We start from the raw sequence: 17,321 nt of genomic DNA on the forward strand, positions 1-17,321 counted from the left end.
GGTCAGGAGGAAATCAGTCCTTGATCTCGCAGAGCACAGCGCCGGCCGAGACCGTCGCGCCGACCTCGGCGGACAGGCCGGTCACAGTGCCGGCCTTGTGCGCGTTCAGCGGCTGCTCCATCTTCATCGCCTCCAGGACGACGATCAGGTCGCCCTCGGCGACCGTGGCGCCTTCCTCGACGGCCAGCTTCACGATCGTGCCCTGCATCGGCGAGGTCAGCGAGTCGCCCGAGGCGGCCGCCTTACCTGAGCCACCCGTACGGCGAGCCGGCTTCTTTTTCGCGCCAGCGCCCGCACCGCCCGCAGCGCCACCGGCGGAGATCCCGAATCCAGCCGGCAGTGCGACCTCAAGCCGCTTGCCGCCGACCTCGACGACGACCTTCGCCCGCTCGGCATCCTCAGGCGCCTCGGCGGTCGGGCCGTCGTACGGCGTGAGCTTGTTGTCGAACTCGGTCTCGATCCAGCGCGTGTGCACCTGGAACCCGTTGTCGCCGACGAATGCCGGATCCGAAACGACTGTCGCGTGGAACGGGACGACGGTGGGCATGCCCTCGACCACGAACTCGCGAAGCGCCCGGCGGGACCGCTCGAGCGCCTGCGTCCGGTCGCGACCGGTCACGATCAGCTTGGCGACCAGCGAGTCGAACGCGCCGGGGACGGTCTCGCCCTCGTCGTACCCGCCGTCGATCCGGACGCCCGGACCGCTCGGGGGCTTCCACTTGGTCAGCGTGCCAGGTGCGGGCAGGAAGCCGCGGCCGCCGTCCTCGGCGTTGATCCGGAACTCGATCGAGTGCCCGCTCACCACCGGGTCGTCGTACCCGAGCTCTTCGCCGTTCGCGATCCGGAACATCTCCCGGACCAGGTCCAGCCCGGTGACCTCTTCGGAGACCGGGTGCTCGACCTGCAGCCGGGTGTTGACCTCGAGGAACGAGATCAACCCGTCTTGGCCGACCAGGAACTCGCAGGTGCCGGCGCCGACGTACCCGGCCTCGCGCAGGATCGCTTTGGACGACTTGTAGAGGGTCGCCAGCTGCTCATCCGAAAGGAAAGGCGCGGGCGCCTCCTCGACCAGCTTCTGGTAGCGGCGCTGCAGTGAGCAGTCCCGGGTGGAGACGACCACGACGTTGCCGTGAGCATCGGCCAGGCACTGCGTCTCGACGTGCCGCGGCTTGTCCAGGTATCGCTCGACGAAGCACTCGCCACGCCCGAAGGCGCTGACCGCCTCGCGGGTCGCGGACTCGAACAGCTCCGGGATCTCCTCCAGGTTGCGGGCGACCTTCATGCCGCGCCCACCACCCCCGTACGCCGCCTTGATCGCGATCGGTAGTCCGAATTCCTCGGCGAATGCGACCACCTCGGAAGCATCGGCCACCGGATTCGGCGTGCCGGGGACCTGGGGTGCGCCGACCTTCTCGGCGATGTGCCGGGCCTTCACCTTGTCGCCGAGCGAGTCGATCGCCGACGGCGGCGGGCCGATCCAGATCAGCCCGGCGTCGATGACGGCCTGGGCGAACTCGGCGTTCTCGGCCAGGAAGCCGTACCCCGGGTGCACCGCGTCCGCGCCGGAGCGGGCCGCGAGATCCAGAATCTTGGCGATGTTCAGGTATGACTCGGCCGGGGTTGACCCGTCCAGCGCGTACGCCTCGTCGGCGAGCCGCACGAACAGGGCGTCCCGATCCTGATCGGCGTACACGGCGACGCTGCCCAGCCCCGCGTCGGCCGCGGCCCGGACGACCCGGACGGCGATCTCGCCCCGGTTGGCAACCAGCACCTTGGTGATCTGCTTCGACACAGCGCGACTCCTTCCAAGCCTGGGGCCACTCTAGAGTCCAAACCGTGGACAGTGGGGAGGGCGTGCATCACATCACTGTGGGCTGTCGCTCGAAGAACGACTCCAGTACGACGACTGTCTGCGTACTGGTCACGCCGTCCACCTGGTGGAGCGCGCGTAGGGTCGCCTGCAGGTCCTCCGTGGTTGCCGTCCGCACCTTCACCAGGACCGATGCCGGTCCGGCGATGATGTGGGCCTCCTCGACCGCCGGGATCTCCGTCAGTGCGCGCCGGGTCGGTTCGTCGCCCATCCAAGTGCTCGCGTCCAGCAGGACGAAGGCTGCGACGCCCCGGCCGAGGGCGACCGGATCGACCTCGATCGTGGTCCGCCGGATGACGCCGGACGCTTTCAGCTTCCGGACCCGCTCGTGGGTGGCGGCCGCGGACAGCCCGACCGCCTGGCCAAGGACGGCGTACGACTGGGTGGCGTCCTGCTGAAGCTGAGCAAGCAGCTGGCGATCGATATCGTCTACGGTCATTGATGCCCCCAGCTGTATGTCATTCTGTTGACGAGGATGTTAGCAGGATGAGATCTCGTGGAGGGGACTCGTGACAATCACGCTGGGAGAGACACCGACGCGGATCCGGGCCGAGCTGGTGGCGCTCGACGAACGGTTCGCGATCGCCGGGGACGACTACGTCGAGTGCCTGTACGACGGCGGTCGCTGGCTGGAGGGACCGGCGTACGCACCGGCCTGGCGCAGCCTGATCTTCAGCGACATCCCGAATGACCGTCTGCTGCGCTGGGACGAGGTGTCGGGGCAGACGACGGTCTTCCGGCAGCCGTCCGGGTTCATCAACGGCAACACCATCGACGGGCAGGGCCGGCTGGTGAGCTGCGCGCAAGGCGAGCGCCAGGTGATCCGGACCGAGTACGACGGATCGCGCACGGTGCTCGCGTCGCATCTGGACGGCAAGCGGCTGAACAGTCCGAACGATGTCGTCGTCCGGAGCGACGGTTCGGTCTGGTTCACCGACCCGCCGTACGGGATCACCTCGAACTACGAGGGACACGCGGGGGAGCAGGAGCTCGACGGCTGCTACGTCTACCGGATCGACCCCAGCGGCCGGTTGACTGTCGTCGCGGACGACTTCCTCCGGCCGAACGGGCTGGCCTTCTCCCTCGACGAGACCGAGCTGTACGTCGTCGACACCCCGGGCCTGCACATTCGACGGTTCACGGTTGATGGCGAGAAGCTGACCGGGGGCGAGGTGTTCGCGCCGTGCACGGCCGGCCGGTTCGACGGGATCCGGCTGGACGAGACCGGCCGGGTCTGGGCCGCGACCCATGAAGGCGTGCACTGCTTCGCGCCGGACGGCACCCTGATCGGCAAGCTACTGCTCCCCGACATCGTCTCCAATCTGACCTTCGGCGGCCCGCGCGGCAACCGATTGTTCGTCACGGCAACAACTTCGGTCTGGTCCTGGCACCTCACCACCCGTGGAGCACCCCCGCCGTACGCCACAAAGGAATAGGCTCACCCCTGGATCTGCAGCCGAGCTTCTCCAGGAGTGGTGATGACGGGCATTCTCGAACCGCTGGCCGGAACTGTGCCGGCGGAGTGGGAGAAGTTCGACGACCGGTTCAACGGGATCCGGGGTGACCACCACCTGGAGCGACTGTGGACCGGCGGCCGCTGGCTCGAGGGACCGGTGTATTCGCCGGCCGGGCGGTATCTGCTCTGGAGCGATATTCCGAACGACCGGATCCTGCGCTGGGACGAGACGTCGTACCAGGTCTCGGCTTTCCGGACACCGGCCGGAAACACGAACGGTCATACCCTCGACCAGGAGGGCCGGCTCGTCAGCTGTGAGCACGGGAACCGGCGCGTCACCCGCACCGAGCACAACGGGAAGATCAGCGTGCTCGCCGACTCGCACGAGGGCAACCGGTTCAACAGCCCGAACGACGTCGTGGTCAAGCGCGACGGCTCGGTCTGGTTCACAGACCCGTCGTACGGGATCCAGAGCGACTACGAGGGCTACGCCGGGGAGATCGAGACGGGCGGGTGCCATGTCTATCGAGTGGCGGACGGTGTTCTGACCCGGGTCGCTGACGACTTCGCCGGACCCAACGGACTGGCGTTCTCACCGGACGAGTCCGTGCTCTACATCACCGACACCGAGCGGGCCCACCTGCGGGCGTTCAGGGTCGAGGGCGACCGGATCAGCGGTGGCGAGGTCTTCGCCGAGTGCGGGAACGGCGCTTTCGACGGGATCCGGATCGACACGGCAGGCCGGGTCTGGGCCTCGGCGGCGGACGGCGTGCACGTCTATCACCCGGACGGCACGCTGCTCGGCAAGCTACTGGTGCCCGAGACCGTCTCCAACCTGACCTTCGGTGGCGCCAAGCGGAACCGCCTCTTCATCACCGCCACCACGTCCGTCTACTCCCTCTTCACCACAGTCAACGGCGCCGCCCAGCCTTATGACCGCTGAGTTCGGCCCGGTACTGCGGAAGTTCCGCAAAGCCGCGGGCCTCTCGCAGGAGCGGCTCGCGGCAACGTCAGGCGTGAGTGTCGAGGCGATCAAGACCCTGGAGTCCGGCCGCCGCCGGAATCCGCGGTCGATCACGCTCCGGCTGCTGGGCGACGGGCTCGGGCTGACCACTCGGCAGCGGACCGAGCTCGCCGCCGCAGCCTCCCCGACAGAGCGGGCGCGGACGCCGCGTCAACTGCCCGACGACCTGGTCTATTTCAACGGACGTGGGCGCCAGGTCGCCGAGCTCGAACGGCTCTTTACCGCCGTGGAGCGTAGGCCGGGCGTCGTTCTCACGTCGGCGGTCGCCGGGATGGGCGGGATCGGCAAGACCGCGCTCGGGGTCCACGTCGCGCATCGCGTCGCGGAGCGGTTCCCGGACGGCCAGCTGTACCTCAATCTGCGCGGGTTCGGCCCGGCCCGGCCGATGACGGTGCTGGAGGCACTTGGTCGGCTGTCTGTCAGCCTGGGACTGGAAGCGCCGGAGGATCCGGATGACGTCCATGAAGCGGCTGCTCGGTATCGCTCGGCGCTGGCCGGCCGTCGCGTGCTGGTCGTGCTGGACGACGCCGTTGACGCCGCGCAGGTGGCGCCATTGTTGCCGGGGGCATCTACCTGCGCCGTTCTGATCACCAGTCGCCGGACGCTGACCGGCCTGCCCGGCGTCGCCCACCTCTCGCTCGACGTCCTGCCCGACGACGAGGCCCTGCGGATGCTGGAAGTGATCGTCGGCGACGAGCGGATCGCGAACGACCCGGTGAGCGCGCTGTCGATCGTCCGGCTCTGCGGCGCGCTCCCGCTCGCTCTGCACATCGCCGGCGGTCGGCTTGCCGACCAGCCCACCTGGACCGCTGCCGATCTGAACGCCCGGCTGACGGACAGCCGACGCCGTCTCGACGAACTCTCGGACGGCAACCGCGATGTCCGGGCGAGTATCGAGTTCTCGCTGACCGCCGGCGACACCGCCACGGTTGCGGCCTTTGAGCTGCTCGGTCTGCACCACGGTGAGGAGCTCGACCTCCGCGTCGCCGCCACACTGCTCGACCTGCCGATCGGCGAGACCGAGGAGCGGCTGGAGCACCTGGTCGATCTCCATCTGCTGGAATCCGTTGCGCCGCGCCGCTACCGGATGCACGACTTGATCCGCAGCTACGTCCAGGAGACGACCGCCCGTCGTACCGACGCAGCGTCCCGCGAGGCTGCTCGCCTGCGGGTCCTGCGGCTCTACCTGGCGATGGCCTGGCGAAGCCGCGAGCTGAACTTCCAGACCCAGTTGGCCACGGACTGGGGTGTCGCCGCCTGGACGGCGGCCGCGGGCAACCTGTCGATGGACGAGATCTTCGCCTGGTTCGACATCGAGATCGACGAGCTCGCCGCCGCCGTCCGGCGAGCCGTCGACGGATCCCCGGCGGAACAAGCGCTGGTCGCGAAGATCGTGCTCGGCCTGCTCCCGTACTTCCACATCCGCCGCCGCTATCCCGACGGTGTCGCGCTGGCGACCATCGCGCTGGCCACGGTCGGGTCCGACCCGTTCGCGGCCGCACTCACGCCGTACGAGTTGGCTCAGCAGTGTGGCGCGGCCGGCCTGTACGAGCAGGCTGTCGACTACATGACGCTTGCACTGCAGGCACCGAAAACAGTCGAGTACGCCGAACAGCACGCTGAGGCTGAGATCTTCCTCGGCGAGTTCCTGATGGAGCTCGGCCGCCTCGACGAGGCCGCCGCCTCCGCCCACGCCGGCGTGGCCCGCGCGGCGAGCCTGGGCGCGGAGATCACCGAAGCCGACGGCCGCCTGATCCTGGGCACCATCGCCGGCCGCCAGGACCTGCACACCGTCCAGGATCAAGAGTTCCAGCGCGCAGTCGACGTCGTACGGCGCAGGAGCACGCCGCAGGCGGCGCATTACATCCTGCTGCATGTCGGCATCTCGTATCGCGACAGCGGCCAACTCCTCGAAGCCGCGGCCTACTTCGAGCTGTGCCGTACGTCGGCTCTCGCAGCCGGCTACGACCACGCGGTCGCCGAGGCGCTGGAAGGACTCGGCCAAGTAGAGCTTGCCCGCAGCAACTTTTCGGCCGCCGAACAGCACCTGCGCGACGCACTGGACATCGTGCAAGGAACCTGGCAACCCGAAGCCCGCATCCGCGAACTGCTGGGCCAGGTGCTCGCGGCGGCCGACCGGCGGACCGAAGCTGAGGCCGAGTGGAGGCTCGCCTTGGACCTCCTGGTCCGGCACGGCTCCCACCGTGCTGCTGATGACGTTCGCGGCTTGTTGAGCACCTCCGATGTCTGACTTCGGCCCGGTACTGCGGAAGTTCCGCAAGGCCGCCGGGTGGTCGCAGGAGCGGCTCTCGGCGGAGTCAGGGGTCAGCGCCGAGGCGATCAAGGCGCTGGAGGCGGGGCGCCACCGGCATCCTCGATGGCTCACGCTGAAGCTGCTCGGCGAAGGCTTGGCGCTGACCGAAGCGCAGCGGGCCGAGTTGGTTGCCGCCGGCTCCAGAACCATGGTCCGGGCCGGTACGCCGCGGGAGCTGCCGGACGATGCCGTCGATTTCAACGGACGCTCGGAACAGGTGGCCGAGCTGCAGCAGATGTTCACGTCCGGCGAGACGCGACCAGGCGTTGTGGCGACGGCGGCGATCGTCGGGATGGGCGGTATCGGCAAGACGGCGCTGGCTGTTCACGTCGCGCATCGGGTGGCTGACCAGTACCCGGACGGCCAGCTTTATCTGAATCTGCGCGGGTTCGGCCCGGGCGAGCCGTTGACGGTGCTGGAGGCGCTCGGCCGGCTGTCCGACAGCCTGGGATTGCAGCCGCCTGAAGGTCCGGAGGACGTCCATGAAGCGGCTGCCCGCTACCGCTCGGCGTTGGCCGGTCGCCGAGTCCTGGTCATGCTGGATGACGCCGCCGACGCCGCACAGGTGGCTGCATTGTTGCCAGGGGCATCTACCTGCGCCGTACTGATCACAAGCCGCCGGGCCATGACCGGCCTGCCCGGCGTTGCGCACCTCTTGCTCGACGTCCTGCCCGACGCCGAGGCCCTGCGGATGCTGGCCATGATCGTCGGCGACGACCGGACCGTGACCGACCCGGTGAGCGCGCTGTCGATCGTCCGGCTCTGCGGCTCCCTGCCGCTCGCCCTGCACATCGCCGGCGGCCGGCTTGCCGACCAGCCCACCTGGACCGCTGCCGATCTGAACGTCCGGCTGACGGACAGCCGACGCCGTCTCGACGAACTGTCCGACGGCAACCGCGATGTCCGGGCGAGTATCGAATTCTCGCTGGCCGCCGGCGACACTGCCACGGTCGACGCGTTCGAGTTGCTCGGTCTGCACCACGGTGAGGAACTCGACCTCCGCGTCGCCGCCGCACTGCTCGATCTGCCGATCGCCGAAACCGAGGAGCGGCTGGAACACCTGGTCGACCTCCATCTGCTGGAATCCGTGGCGCCGCGCCGGTACCGCCTGCACGACCTGATCCGCGACTACGTCCAGGAGACGACTGACCGTCGTACCGACGCAGCGTCGCGCGAGGCTGCTCGAGTGCGGGTACTGCGGCTTTACCTGGCGATGGCCTGGCGGAGCAGCGAGCACTTCCAGAACCGGCTGGCCACGGACTGGGGTGCCTCCGACTGGTCCGCGGCTGCGGGCAGGCTGTCGATGGACGAGATCTTCGCCTGGTTCGACATCGAGATCGACGAGATCGCGGCCGCTGTCCGGCGAGCTGCCGACGGATCGCCCGCGGAACAAGCACTCGTCGCGAAGATCGTGCTCGGCCTGGTCCCGTACTTCGGTATCCGCCGTCGCCATTCCGACGGCGTCGCGCTCGCGACCATCGCGCTGGCCACGGCCGGGGCCGACCCGTTCGCGGCCGCACTCACGCCGCACTCGTTGGCTCAGCAGTATGGTGCGGCCGGTCTGTACGAGCAGGCCGTTGACTACATGACGGTTGCGCTGCAGGCGCCGAAGTTGATTGAGTACGCCGAGCAGCAAGCCTGGGGGGAGGTCTGCCTCGGCGAGTTCCTGATGGAGCTCGGCCGCCTCGACGAGGCCGCCGCCGCGGCCCGCAGCGGCGTTGCTCGCGCCATCCGCGTCGGTGCGGAGCGCACCGAGGCCGCCGGCCGCTTGATCCTCGGCACGATCGCCGGTCGCCAAGGCCTGCCGGACGTGCAGGATCAGGAGTTCGGGCGCGCCGTCGAAGTCGTCCGGCAGATTGCCCCACAAGCGGCGCACTACATCCTTCTGCACGTCGGCATCTCCTACCGCGACAGCGGTCAGCTCCTGGAGGCCGCGGCCTACTTCGAGATGTGCCGGACGGCGGCCCTCGCCGTCGGCTACGACCACGCGGTCGCCGAAGCACTGGAAGGCCTCGGCCAGGTAGAGCTTGCCCGGGGCAACCTTTCCGCGGCCGAACAGCACCTGCGCGACGCACTCGAGATCGTGCAAGGAACCTGGCAACCCGAAGCCCGCATCCGCGAACTGCTCGGCCAGGTGCTGGCCGCCGCCGGCCGACAGGCCGACGCCCGCGTCGAGTGGACGCGGACCCTCGACCTCCTGGTCCGGCACGGCTCACCGCAAGCTGACGGCGTACGGGGATTGCTCAATGGCTGAATTCGGCCCGGTACTACGGAAGTTCCGGAAAGCGGCCGGGTTCTCGCAGGAGCGGTTGGCGGGGGAGTCCGGGGTCAGCGTCGAGGCGATCAAGACGCTGGAGAACGGACGCCGCCGCTATCCCTGGACACAAACCGTCAACCTGCTGGCCGCGGGGCTTCGGCTCGATGCTCGCGACCGCGCCGTGCTGAAGGCGGCGGCCGCTCGGCCCAAGATCGGTATCAACCGCCTCCCGCCGGATGTGGCGGATTTCGTCGGTCGCGCCGAACAGGTCGCCGCAGTGTCCGAGCTGCTGACCGACGGTGGCCAGGCACCTGGAGTGGTGGTCATCTCGGCGATCGCTGGGATGGGCGGTGTGGGTAAGACCGCGCTGGCTGTGCACGTCGCGCGTGAACTGGCGGGTCGGTTCGGCGACGGCGTGCTTTACGTGAACTTGCGCGGTTTCGGGGTCGGCGAACCGATGACGCCGCTGGAAGCCTTGAACGCCTTGCTCCAGCAACTTGGCTTCGCACTCCAGCGGCCGCCGGATTCCGCCGAGGAAGCGGGTGGTCTGTTCCGGACCGCCAGCGCGGCACGGAAGTTGCTGCTCGTGCTGGACAACGTCGCATCCGTCGAACAGGTCCTTCCGCTGCTTCCCGGTACGGCGACCTGTGCCGTCATCGTGACCAGTCGGCGTGCCCTGGTGGGTCTGCCCGGCGCACGGTCGCTCGCTCTCCCCGTCCTGCCGGCGGACGAAGCGCTGACCCTGCTGACCTCGGCGGCCGGCCGAGAGCGCATCGAAGGCGAGCCGCAGGCCGCCGTTGAAGTAGTTGCTCTCTGCGGATCGTTGCCGCTGGCACTCAGAATCGCCGGCCGCCGCCTGGCCGCCGAATCAACCTGGACCGTCGCCGACCTGGCCCACCAACTCGCCGACGAAACAGCCCGCCTCGACGTGCTCGCCGATACGGAGCGCGGCGTACGGGCATCCATTGCGCTGTCCCTGAACGGTACGTCGGCGGCAGACAGGGCGGCGTACGAGATCTTCGGCCTGCTCGGCCTCCACGAGGGCGACGAGCTGGACCTGAAGGTCGCCGCCCGTCTGGTCGATCGTCCCGAGAAGGACGTCGAGCCTCTCCTGGAGCACCTGGTCGACCTGCACCTCCTGGAGTCGTCAGGCCCGCGGCGCTACCAATTCCACGATCTGGTCCGTGCCTACGCCCGAGAACTGGCAGCGACCACCAGTACGGCGGACGAGCGGGCCGCCGCTCAGGGTCGGGTCTTCGCGCTGTATGTGGCAATGGCCTGGCAGTCCCGGGTGAAGTTCGGCATCAGGCGGCCCTCGAGGGACTACTTCGAGGAGGAATGGCTCAGCGGAGCCGAAGACCTTGAGTACGACGAGGTTCTGGACTGGTTGGACGTCGAGGCGAGCGAGATTGTCGCTGCGGCAGGCCGCTTGATGGCCGGCCCACATCCCGACCGTGCGGCTGTTGTCAGGCTCGCGGCCGGCATGGTGGTGTTCTGGGCTGTCCGTCGTCGACAGTCTGAAGGGCCACCGTTGGATGAGCTGGCTTTGACAGCGCTCAGGGACGACCCGGCTTGTGCTCCTCCGATGATCTTGGCTTTCATCAGTCACCACACGGGACAGCACTACGCAGCCAGGTCGGACTTCGATACCTCGATAGTTCACCTGAGGAGCGTGATCGAGGTCTGCTCGGCGCAGGGCGATCAGTCGTTTCTGAGCTTGAGCATGCCAGAGCTCGCCTTGTGCTTGGAGCGCGTGGGCCGGCTGGACGAGGCGATGGTGGTGGCTCGCTCCGCACTGGACCTGGCGCTGAGCCTTGCTGACGACATTGCCGAGAGCGAGGCCCGGCTCAGCATTGGGGTCATCGCTGGTCGCCTGGGGTGGTCGGCGGAGCAGGACCGGTCGTTCGAGCTGGGCGAATCGCTGATTCGCAGGAGCAGCCCGGAGCATGTCGACTTCCTCATCTCCACGATTGGGGAAAGCTACCTACGCTGCAACAGGAACGAGAGTGCGCGGAGTTGGTTGCTGGAGCGGCAGGCCGAGTTCAGAGCCTCCGGCAACAAGTCCGCCTTGGCCGAGCTGCTTCAGTCCCTCGGGGCGGCCGAGATAGCACTGACGTCGTACGACGCGGCGGCGCCGGTGCTGTTCGAGGCACTCGAGCTGAATGGTGACAACAACAGCGAGCTGGAGGCACGGATCCGGCATCAGTTGGGGCGCGCGTTGAATGGGCTCGGGCAGACCGAGCCCGCGCGGGAGCAGTGGTTGTTGGCATTGGAGCTGTACACCCGGTATGGATTGCCGCAGGCTGACGAGGTGCAGGGGTTGCTCAATGGCTGAGTTCGGTCCGGTACTACGAAAGTTCCGCAAGGCGGCCTGCTGGTCGCAGGAGCGGTTGGCGGGGGAGTCCGGGGTCAGTGTCGAGGCGATCAAGACGCTGGAAGCCGGTCGGCGCCGCCATCCACGCGTACAGACCGTCGATCGGCTCTGCGACGGTCTTCAGCTGAGTGCTGACGAGCGTGCCGAGCTGATGGATGCGGCTTTACGCAAAGCTCGCTCCAGCCGGTTGCCGATGGATGTCGCGGACTTCGTCGGTCGCGCGGATGAGATCGGCGCGGTCGTCGATCTGCTGACCGGTGGTGGACAGACACCCGGCGTGGTCGTCATCTCCGCGATCGCCGGGATGGGCGGCGTAGGCAAGACCGCCCTGGCCGTCCGCGTTGCTCGCGACCTGGCTGAGCAGTTCGCCGACGGTGTTCTCTACGTGAATCTCCGCGGCTTCGGGGTCGGCGAACCGCTGACACCGCTGGAAGCTCTCCAGGGCCTGCTTCAGCAACTCGGCTTCGCGCTCCAACGCCCTCCGGAGAGCGCGGAAGAAGCCGCCGCCCTCTTCCGTACCGCCTGCGCGACCCGCAAGCTGCTCGTGGTCCTCGACAACGCGGCAACCGTCGAACAGGTGGTGCCACTGCTTCCCGGTACGTCGACCTGTGCGGTGATCGTCACCAGTCGGCGTGCTCTGGTCGGTCTGCCGGGTGCGCGGCCGCTGGCGCTCGGTGTCCTGTCTCAGGACGAAGCACTGGCGCTGCTCACCTCGGCTGCCGGGCAGGAGCGGGTTGAGAGCGATCCGCAGTCGGCGCTGGAGGTGGTTGCGCTCTGCGGATCATTGCCGTTGGCAATCAGAATCGCGGGCACCCGACTCGCGGCCGAATCGACCTGGACGGTGGCCGACCTCGCCCGCCGGTTGGCCGATGAGTCGGTTCGTTTGGACGTGCTCGATGCGGCGGAGTCCGGCGTACGGGCTTCTATCGCGTTGTCGTTGGCTGGTGGGTCGGCGCAGGATGTGGCGGCAGCGGAGATCTTTGGGCTGCTGGGTCTGCACGAAGGTAACGAGATCGATCTGAAGGTCGCCGCTTGTTTGGTCGATCGTCCGGAGGCGGAGGTCGAGCCGCTGCTGGAGCACCTCGTCGATCTGCATCTCTTGGAGTCGGCGAGTCCACGCCGCTACCAGTTCCACGACCTTGTCCGCGCGTACGCCCGGGAGCTCGCGCCCGATGATCGTACGGCGGCCCGTGAGCGGGTGCTGACGCTTTACGTGGCGATGGCCTGGCAAGCGCGCGCGAAGCTCGGCGTCTCGCAGGCATTCTGGTACGACGAGCGGTGGATCGCCGGTGTCGAGCACCTTGAGTACGACGAAGTCATGGCGTGGCTGGACGCTGAGGCGGAGGAGATCCTCGCTACGGCCCGCCGATCGACGACAGACCGTGGAACCCTCGTCGTCCTCGCGGGCGGAATGATGCGGTTCTGGATCACCCGTCGTCGGCATACCGAGGGAGTGCAGCTCGGCGAACTTGCCCTGGCCGCGCTCCGCGCCGAACCAACCTGTGCCTCGGTCTTCGCCCTGAGCCGGATCAGTTATCACGTGTCACAGCACTACTCGTCAAGGTCGGACTCCGAGACCGCGGCAGCCTACCTGCGGGACGCCATCGCAGCGGCACCGATGGACACCGATCCGTTGAACCACGTCGTCTGCACGATCGCTCTCGCTCAGGATCTGGAGCGACTCGACAAGCTGGACGAGGCAACCGAGCTGGCCCGATCCGGGCTGGACGGTGCCCTCCACATCGCCAACGAGATCATCGAGAGCGACGCACGCTTCACCATCGGCACCCTGGCCGGTCGCCTCGGCAACTTCGCGGAGCAGGACGAGGCCTTCGACCTGGCGACCGCCACCCTCCGCCGAAGCCGCCCAGAGATTCTCCACCTCCTCCTCCCCGACATCGGCGCCAGCTACCTGCGCTCAGGCCGCCCCGAATCCGCCCAAACCTGGCTCCGCGATCACCTGCCGGAAAGCAAGAGCTCCGGCGACAAAGCCGCCATCGCCGAACACCTCCACTGGCTAGGCGTCGCCGAAACAGCACTCACGGCGTACGACGCGGCCCGCGTTGCCCTCACCGAAGCACTCGACGTCATCCAAGGCAGCAACGACGATCTGGAAGCCCAGATCCGCCACGCACTTGGTACGGCGTTGAGCGAGCTCGGGGAGGACCAGCCTGCTCGGGAGCAGTGGATGTCGGCGTTGGAGCTGTACCAGCGGTGCGGGTTGCCGCAGGCTGACGAGGTGCGGGGATTGTTGGATGGCTGAGTTCGGTCCGGTACTGCGGAAGTTTCGCAAGGCGGCTGGGTTGTCGCAGGAGCGGCTGGCTGAGGTGTCGGGGGTCAGCGCGGCTGCGATCAAGACCCTGGAAGCCGGTCGGCGCCGTTATCCGTGGACACAGACGGTTGGATTGCTCGCCGACGGTCTTCAGCTGAGTAACGACGAGCGTGCTGAGCTGAAGGCTGCGGCTGCCCGGCCTAAGGCAGGCATCGACCGTCTCCCACCCGACGTGGCGGACTTCGTCGGTCGCGCGGAGCAGATCGCCACGGTGTCTGACCTGTTGACTGGCGGTGGTCAGGCGCCCGGCGTGGTCGTCATCTCGGCGATCGCGGGCATGGGCGGTGTTGGTAAGACGGCTTTGGCGGTCCGTGTTGCCCGCGATCTGGCTGGCCAGTTCGCGGACGGTGTTCTCTACGTGAATCTCCGCGGCTTCGGGGTCGGCGAACCGATGACGCCGCTGGAAGCACTCAACACGTTGCTCCAGCAACTCGGCTTTGCTCTCCAGCGCCCACCGGAGACCGCGGAAGAAGCCGCCGGGATCTTCCGTACTGCGTGCGCGTCGCGGAAGCTGCTCGTCGTACTGGATAACGCGGCAACAGTCGAGCAGGTCGTGCCTTTGCTCCCCGGTACGGCGACCTGTGCGGTGATCGTCACCAGCCGGCGTGCTCTGGTTGGCCTGCCGGGCGCACGGCCGCTTGAGCTTGCTGTCTTGGCCGACGACGAGGCGCTGGCATTGCTGGTCGCGACAGCCGGAGCGGAGTGGATCGAAACCGACCTGCAGACGGCACGCGAAGTCGTGGCCCGCTGCGGGTCGTTGCCGTTGGCAATCAGAATCGCCGGTAGTCGGCTGGCTGCCGAGCCGTCCTGGACGGTGGCCGACCTGGCCCGCCGCCTGGCCGACGAGAGCGCCCGCCTCGACCTGTTCGGCGACGGTGTCCGCGCGTCGATCGCACTGTCCCTGGCCGGCACGTCGGCCGCCGACGTGGCCGCAGCGGAGATCTTCGGCCTGCTGGGTCTGCACGAAGGCAACGAACTCGATTTGAAGGTTGCCGCCCGTCTGGTCGATCGCCCGGAGTCGGAGGTTGAGCCGCTGCTGGAGCATCTCGTCGACTTGCATTTGCTGGAGTCGGCCAGCCCGCGCCGCTATCAGTTCCACGACCTTGTTCGCGCGTATGCACGCGAGCTCGCGCCTGCTGATCGTACTGCGGCCCGTGAGCGGGTGTTGGCGCTCTATGTGGGGATGGCGTGGCAAGCGCGAATGAAGGAAGGCGCTGGGCGGGCCTGGTTCGACGAGCAGTGGACTGCAGGTTTCGAGCACCTCGAGTACGGCGAAGTCATGGCGTGGCTGGATGCTGAGGCGGAGGAGATCCTCGCCGCGGCTCACCGGTCGACGGCAGACCGTGAAACTCTCGTTGTCCTCACGGGCGGCATGATGCGGTTCTGGCACGCCCGTCGTCGGCATACGGAAGGAGTGCAGTTCGGAGAACTTGCCCTGACAGCGCTCAGCGAGGACCCGACCTGTGCCCCTGTCCTCGCCGTAAGCCGGATCAGGACTCACCTGGCACTGCACTACGCAGCCAGGTCGGACCTCGAGACCGCGGGACTTCACCTGAGGGACGCCGTCGCGGCGGCGCCAGTGGAGACCGATACGTTCAACCACTTCGCGTGTACGGTCTCTCTCGCGCAGGCCTTGGAACAACTCGACCAGCTGGACGAGGCAAGCGAGCTGGCCCGAGCTGGTCTGGATGGCGCGCTCAGCATCGCCGCCGAGCTCGTCGAGAGCGATGCGCGCCTCGCTGTCGGTTCCCTGGCCGGCCGTTTTGGCCGCTTCGCGGAGCAAGACCACGAATTCGGCCTGGCGGCCGCAATCCTTCGCCGAGGCTATCCGGAGCTTCTCCACCTGCTCCATCCCGAGGTCAGCACCAGCTACCTGCGCTCCGGCCGCCCTGAAGCCGCCCGAACCTGGCTTCGCGAGCACCTCCCGCAAGCCAGGCTGTCCGGCGACAAATCCGCCGTAGCCGAACACCTTCGCTCCCTGGGCGTCGCCGAAACAGCTCTCTCGGCCTACGACGACGCCCGCCTCGCCCTCACCGAAGCCCTCGACCTGATCCAAGGCGGCAACGAGGAGTTGGAAGCCCGCATCCGCCACAACCTCGGTTCGGCGTTCAGCGGGCTCGGGGAGACCGAGCCCGCTCGGGAGCAGTGGAGGTTGGCCTTGGATCTTTACCGCCGGTACGGGATGCCGGAAGCCGACGAGGTGCTACAGCTTCTTGATCTGATCGATGACGGTGAACACAGCCAGGAAACCGAAGGCCAGGAACGCAAAAGCTAGTACAGCGGTCCGAATCGGTGTGATCCGGATCGCCTTCGGCAGCGCTCGGGAGTTCATCCACCACAGCAGTCCTGAGTACACGAACATCATCGTCCCGGCGGTACATGCCGAGATGACGAGCAGCACCAAGGGCTGGCTGAGTCCGGCGAGCAGGACGATGATGCCGAAGGCAACCAGTCCCCAGACGAGGCCGAAGTACAGTTTGGATTCGGTGATGGCCGACGTACGGAGATAGCGGGCCTTGATCATGTCGGCGGTCAGGCGCGAGGTGTAGTCGACGATGCCGGCCGCGGCGGCGAACAGGGAGAAGGCGCCGATCGCCCAGAACAGGTAGCCGAACCAGCCGCCGACCAGGGTCTGCAGCTTGGTGCCCTCGATCTTGAGGAAGCCGATGTTGTTCTTGACGGTGTCGTCGCCGAACAGGGTCGCGTGCGCGAGCATCGAGGTGAAGACGATCGTCAGGACGGTGATCACGACGAAGGTCGAGGCCTGCTCGATGTTGGCGAACTTCCACCAGCGCTTCCAGCGGGCCAGGTTGGCGGCGTTCGGGGTGAAGACGTAGCCGTTGGCGGTCGGGTCGGCTTCGGTCCCGCCGGTGACCGGGGAGGTCAGCCGCGGGACGTGCAGGCCTTGGCCGAAACCCTTGTCGCGGATCCAGTTGCTCTGGACAAGGTTCTGCCCGCCGCCGGCACCGGCGTACGCGATCGCTCCCATCATCAGGGCGAAACCGAGTTGGTCGACCGGGAATTCCGGGTGCGTGACGGCGTGGCCGAGCGCGTCGTAGGTTTTGGCGCGGATCGCGAAGATCAACGCCAGTACGACGAGGAGGGCGACGGCGAGGATCTTGACGAAGATCAGCCGCTCGAGCATCACGTAGACGACCGGGGCGAAGGTGAGGATCAGGCCGATCGTGAGCAGGATGCCCATCGCGATCCAGCGCGGGTCACCGCCGCCGAACAGGTAGGTGAGCATGGATGCGGAGCTGGTCGCCCAGCCGGGCCACATGTTCGCGAAGTAGGTCATGATCGCGAAGAACAGGCCCCAGTGCTTGCCGTACCGGTTGAAGCCGGTCAACGCTGTCTCACCAGTGGCCAGCGTGTACCGCTCGATCTCCATGTTCAGGAACCACTGGATCACGACCCCGACGAGGGCGCCCCAGAGGAACACCAGCCCGACCTGGCTGGAGATGTAGGGCCACAGGATGAACTCACCCGAGGCCAGTCCGACGCCTGCGCCCACCATGCCGGGCCCGACGATCTTCCAGGTCTGGGTCGGTGGTTCAGGCAGGTCCCGGACCTGTGGTGCGGGCAGGTTCTTCGTCGGTAGCGCAAATGTGCCGTGGTCTGTCGCCGTGCTGTCAGCCATCCTGGGCTCCTCACATCGTCGACGTGCTTTCCGGGAGGTTAGCGAATCAGGTCT

10 protein-coding genes are annotated in these 17,321 nt (G+C 67.6%); 7 read left to right on the forward strand and 3 right to left on the reverse strand.

Annotation, left to right across the window (positions count from 1 at the left end; genetic code table 11):
- Window positions 1-13 precede the first annotated feature (13 nt).
- Window positions 14-1,792, reverse strand: coding sequence for an acetyl/propionyl/methylcrotonyl-CoA carboxylase subunit alpha (locus E1263_RS10970; protein WP_238161168.1), 1,779 nt, complete (start codon window positions 1,790-1,792; stop codon window positions 14-16).
- Window positions 1,793-1,859: 67 nt separating this feature from the next.
- Entirely contained in the window at window positions 1,860-2,309 is a 450-nt protein-coding gene (locus tag E1263_RS10975) for an Lrp/AsnC family transcriptional regulator (protein ID WP_132167126.1), read from the reverse strand.
- Window positions 2,310-2,379: 70 nt separating this feature from the next.
- On the opposite strand from E1263_RS10975, the gene E1263_RS10980 reads away from it, so the two are divergent.
- From E1263_RS10980 to E1263_RS11010, 7 genes are read left to right on the forward strand one after another with little or no spacing between them, the layout of a single operon-like run.
- The gene (locus E1263_RS10980) at window positions 2,380-3,306 is read left to right on the forward strand and encodes an SMP-30/gluconolactonase/LRE family protein (RefSeq protein WP_132167127.1); all 927 of its coding nucleotides are present in this window, start codon (window positions 2,380-2,382) and stop codon (window positions 3,304-3,306) included.
- Window positions 3,307-3,348: 42 nt separating this feature from the next.
- Window positions 3,349-4,269, forward strand: coding sequence for an SMP-30/gluconolactonase/LRE family protein (locus E1263_RS10985; protein ID WP_132167128.1), 921 nt, complete (start codon window positions 3,349-3,351; stop codon window positions 4,267-4,269).
- A complete protein-coding gene (locus E1263_RS10990) occupies window positions 4,259-6,601 on the forward strand; it encodes an ATP-binding protein (RefSeq protein WP_132167129.1) in 2,343 nt (780 codons plus the stop codon). The genes E1263_RS10985 and E1263_RS10990 overlap by 11 nt, the downstream gene beginning before the upstream one ends.
- Window positions 6,594-8,918, forward strand: a complete 2,325-nt coding sequence (locus E1263_RS10995; RefSeq protein WP_132167130.1) for an XRE family transcriptional regulator — start codon at window positions 6,594-6,596, stop codon at window positions 8,916-8,918. Before E1263_RS10990 ends, E1263_RS10995 begins: the two co-directional genes overlap by 8 nt.
- Entirely contained in the window at window positions 8,911-11,256 is a 2,346-nt protein-coding gene (locus E1263_RS11000; protein WP_132167131.1) for an ATP-binding protein, read from the forward strand. The genes E1263_RS10995 and E1263_RS11000 overlap by 8 nt, the downstream gene beginning before the upstream one ends.
- Window positions 11,249-13,558 carry an XRE family transcriptional regulator gene (locus tag E1263_RS11005; protein ID WP_165956570.1) on the forward strand — a complete coding sequence of 770 codons (2,310 nt, stop codon included), beginning with the start codon at window positions 11,249-11,251 and terminating at the stop codon, window positions 13,556-13,558. The genes E1263_RS11000 and E1263_RS11005 overlap by 8 nt, the downstream gene beginning before the upstream one ends.
- Window positions 13,551-15,902, forward strand: a complete 2,352-nt coding sequence (locus tag E1263_RS11010; RefSeq protein ID WP_132167133.1) for an ATP-binding protein — start codon at window positions 13,551-13,553, stop codon at window positions 15,900-15,902. Before E1263_RS11005 ends, E1263_RS11010 begins: the two co-directional genes overlap by 8 nt.
- On the opposite strand, the gene E1263_RS11015 is transcribed toward E1263_RS11010, so the two are convergent.
- Window positions 15,831-17,267 carry an Nramp family divalent metal transporter gene (locus tag E1263_RS11015; RefSeq protein ID WP_132167134.1) on the reverse strand — a complete coding sequence of 479 codons (1,437 nt, stop codon included), beginning with the start codon at window positions 17,265-17,267 and terminating at the stop codon, window positions 15,831-15,833. The genes E1263_RS11010 and E1263_RS11015 overlap by 72 nt on opposite strands.
- Window positions 17,268-17,321 lie beyond the last annotated feature (54 nt).

It is taken from the genome of Kribbella antibiotica (assembly GCF_004349055.1).
GTDB lineage: Bacteria > Actinomycetota > Actinomycetes > Propionibacteriales > Kribbellaceae > Kribbella > Kribbella antibiotica.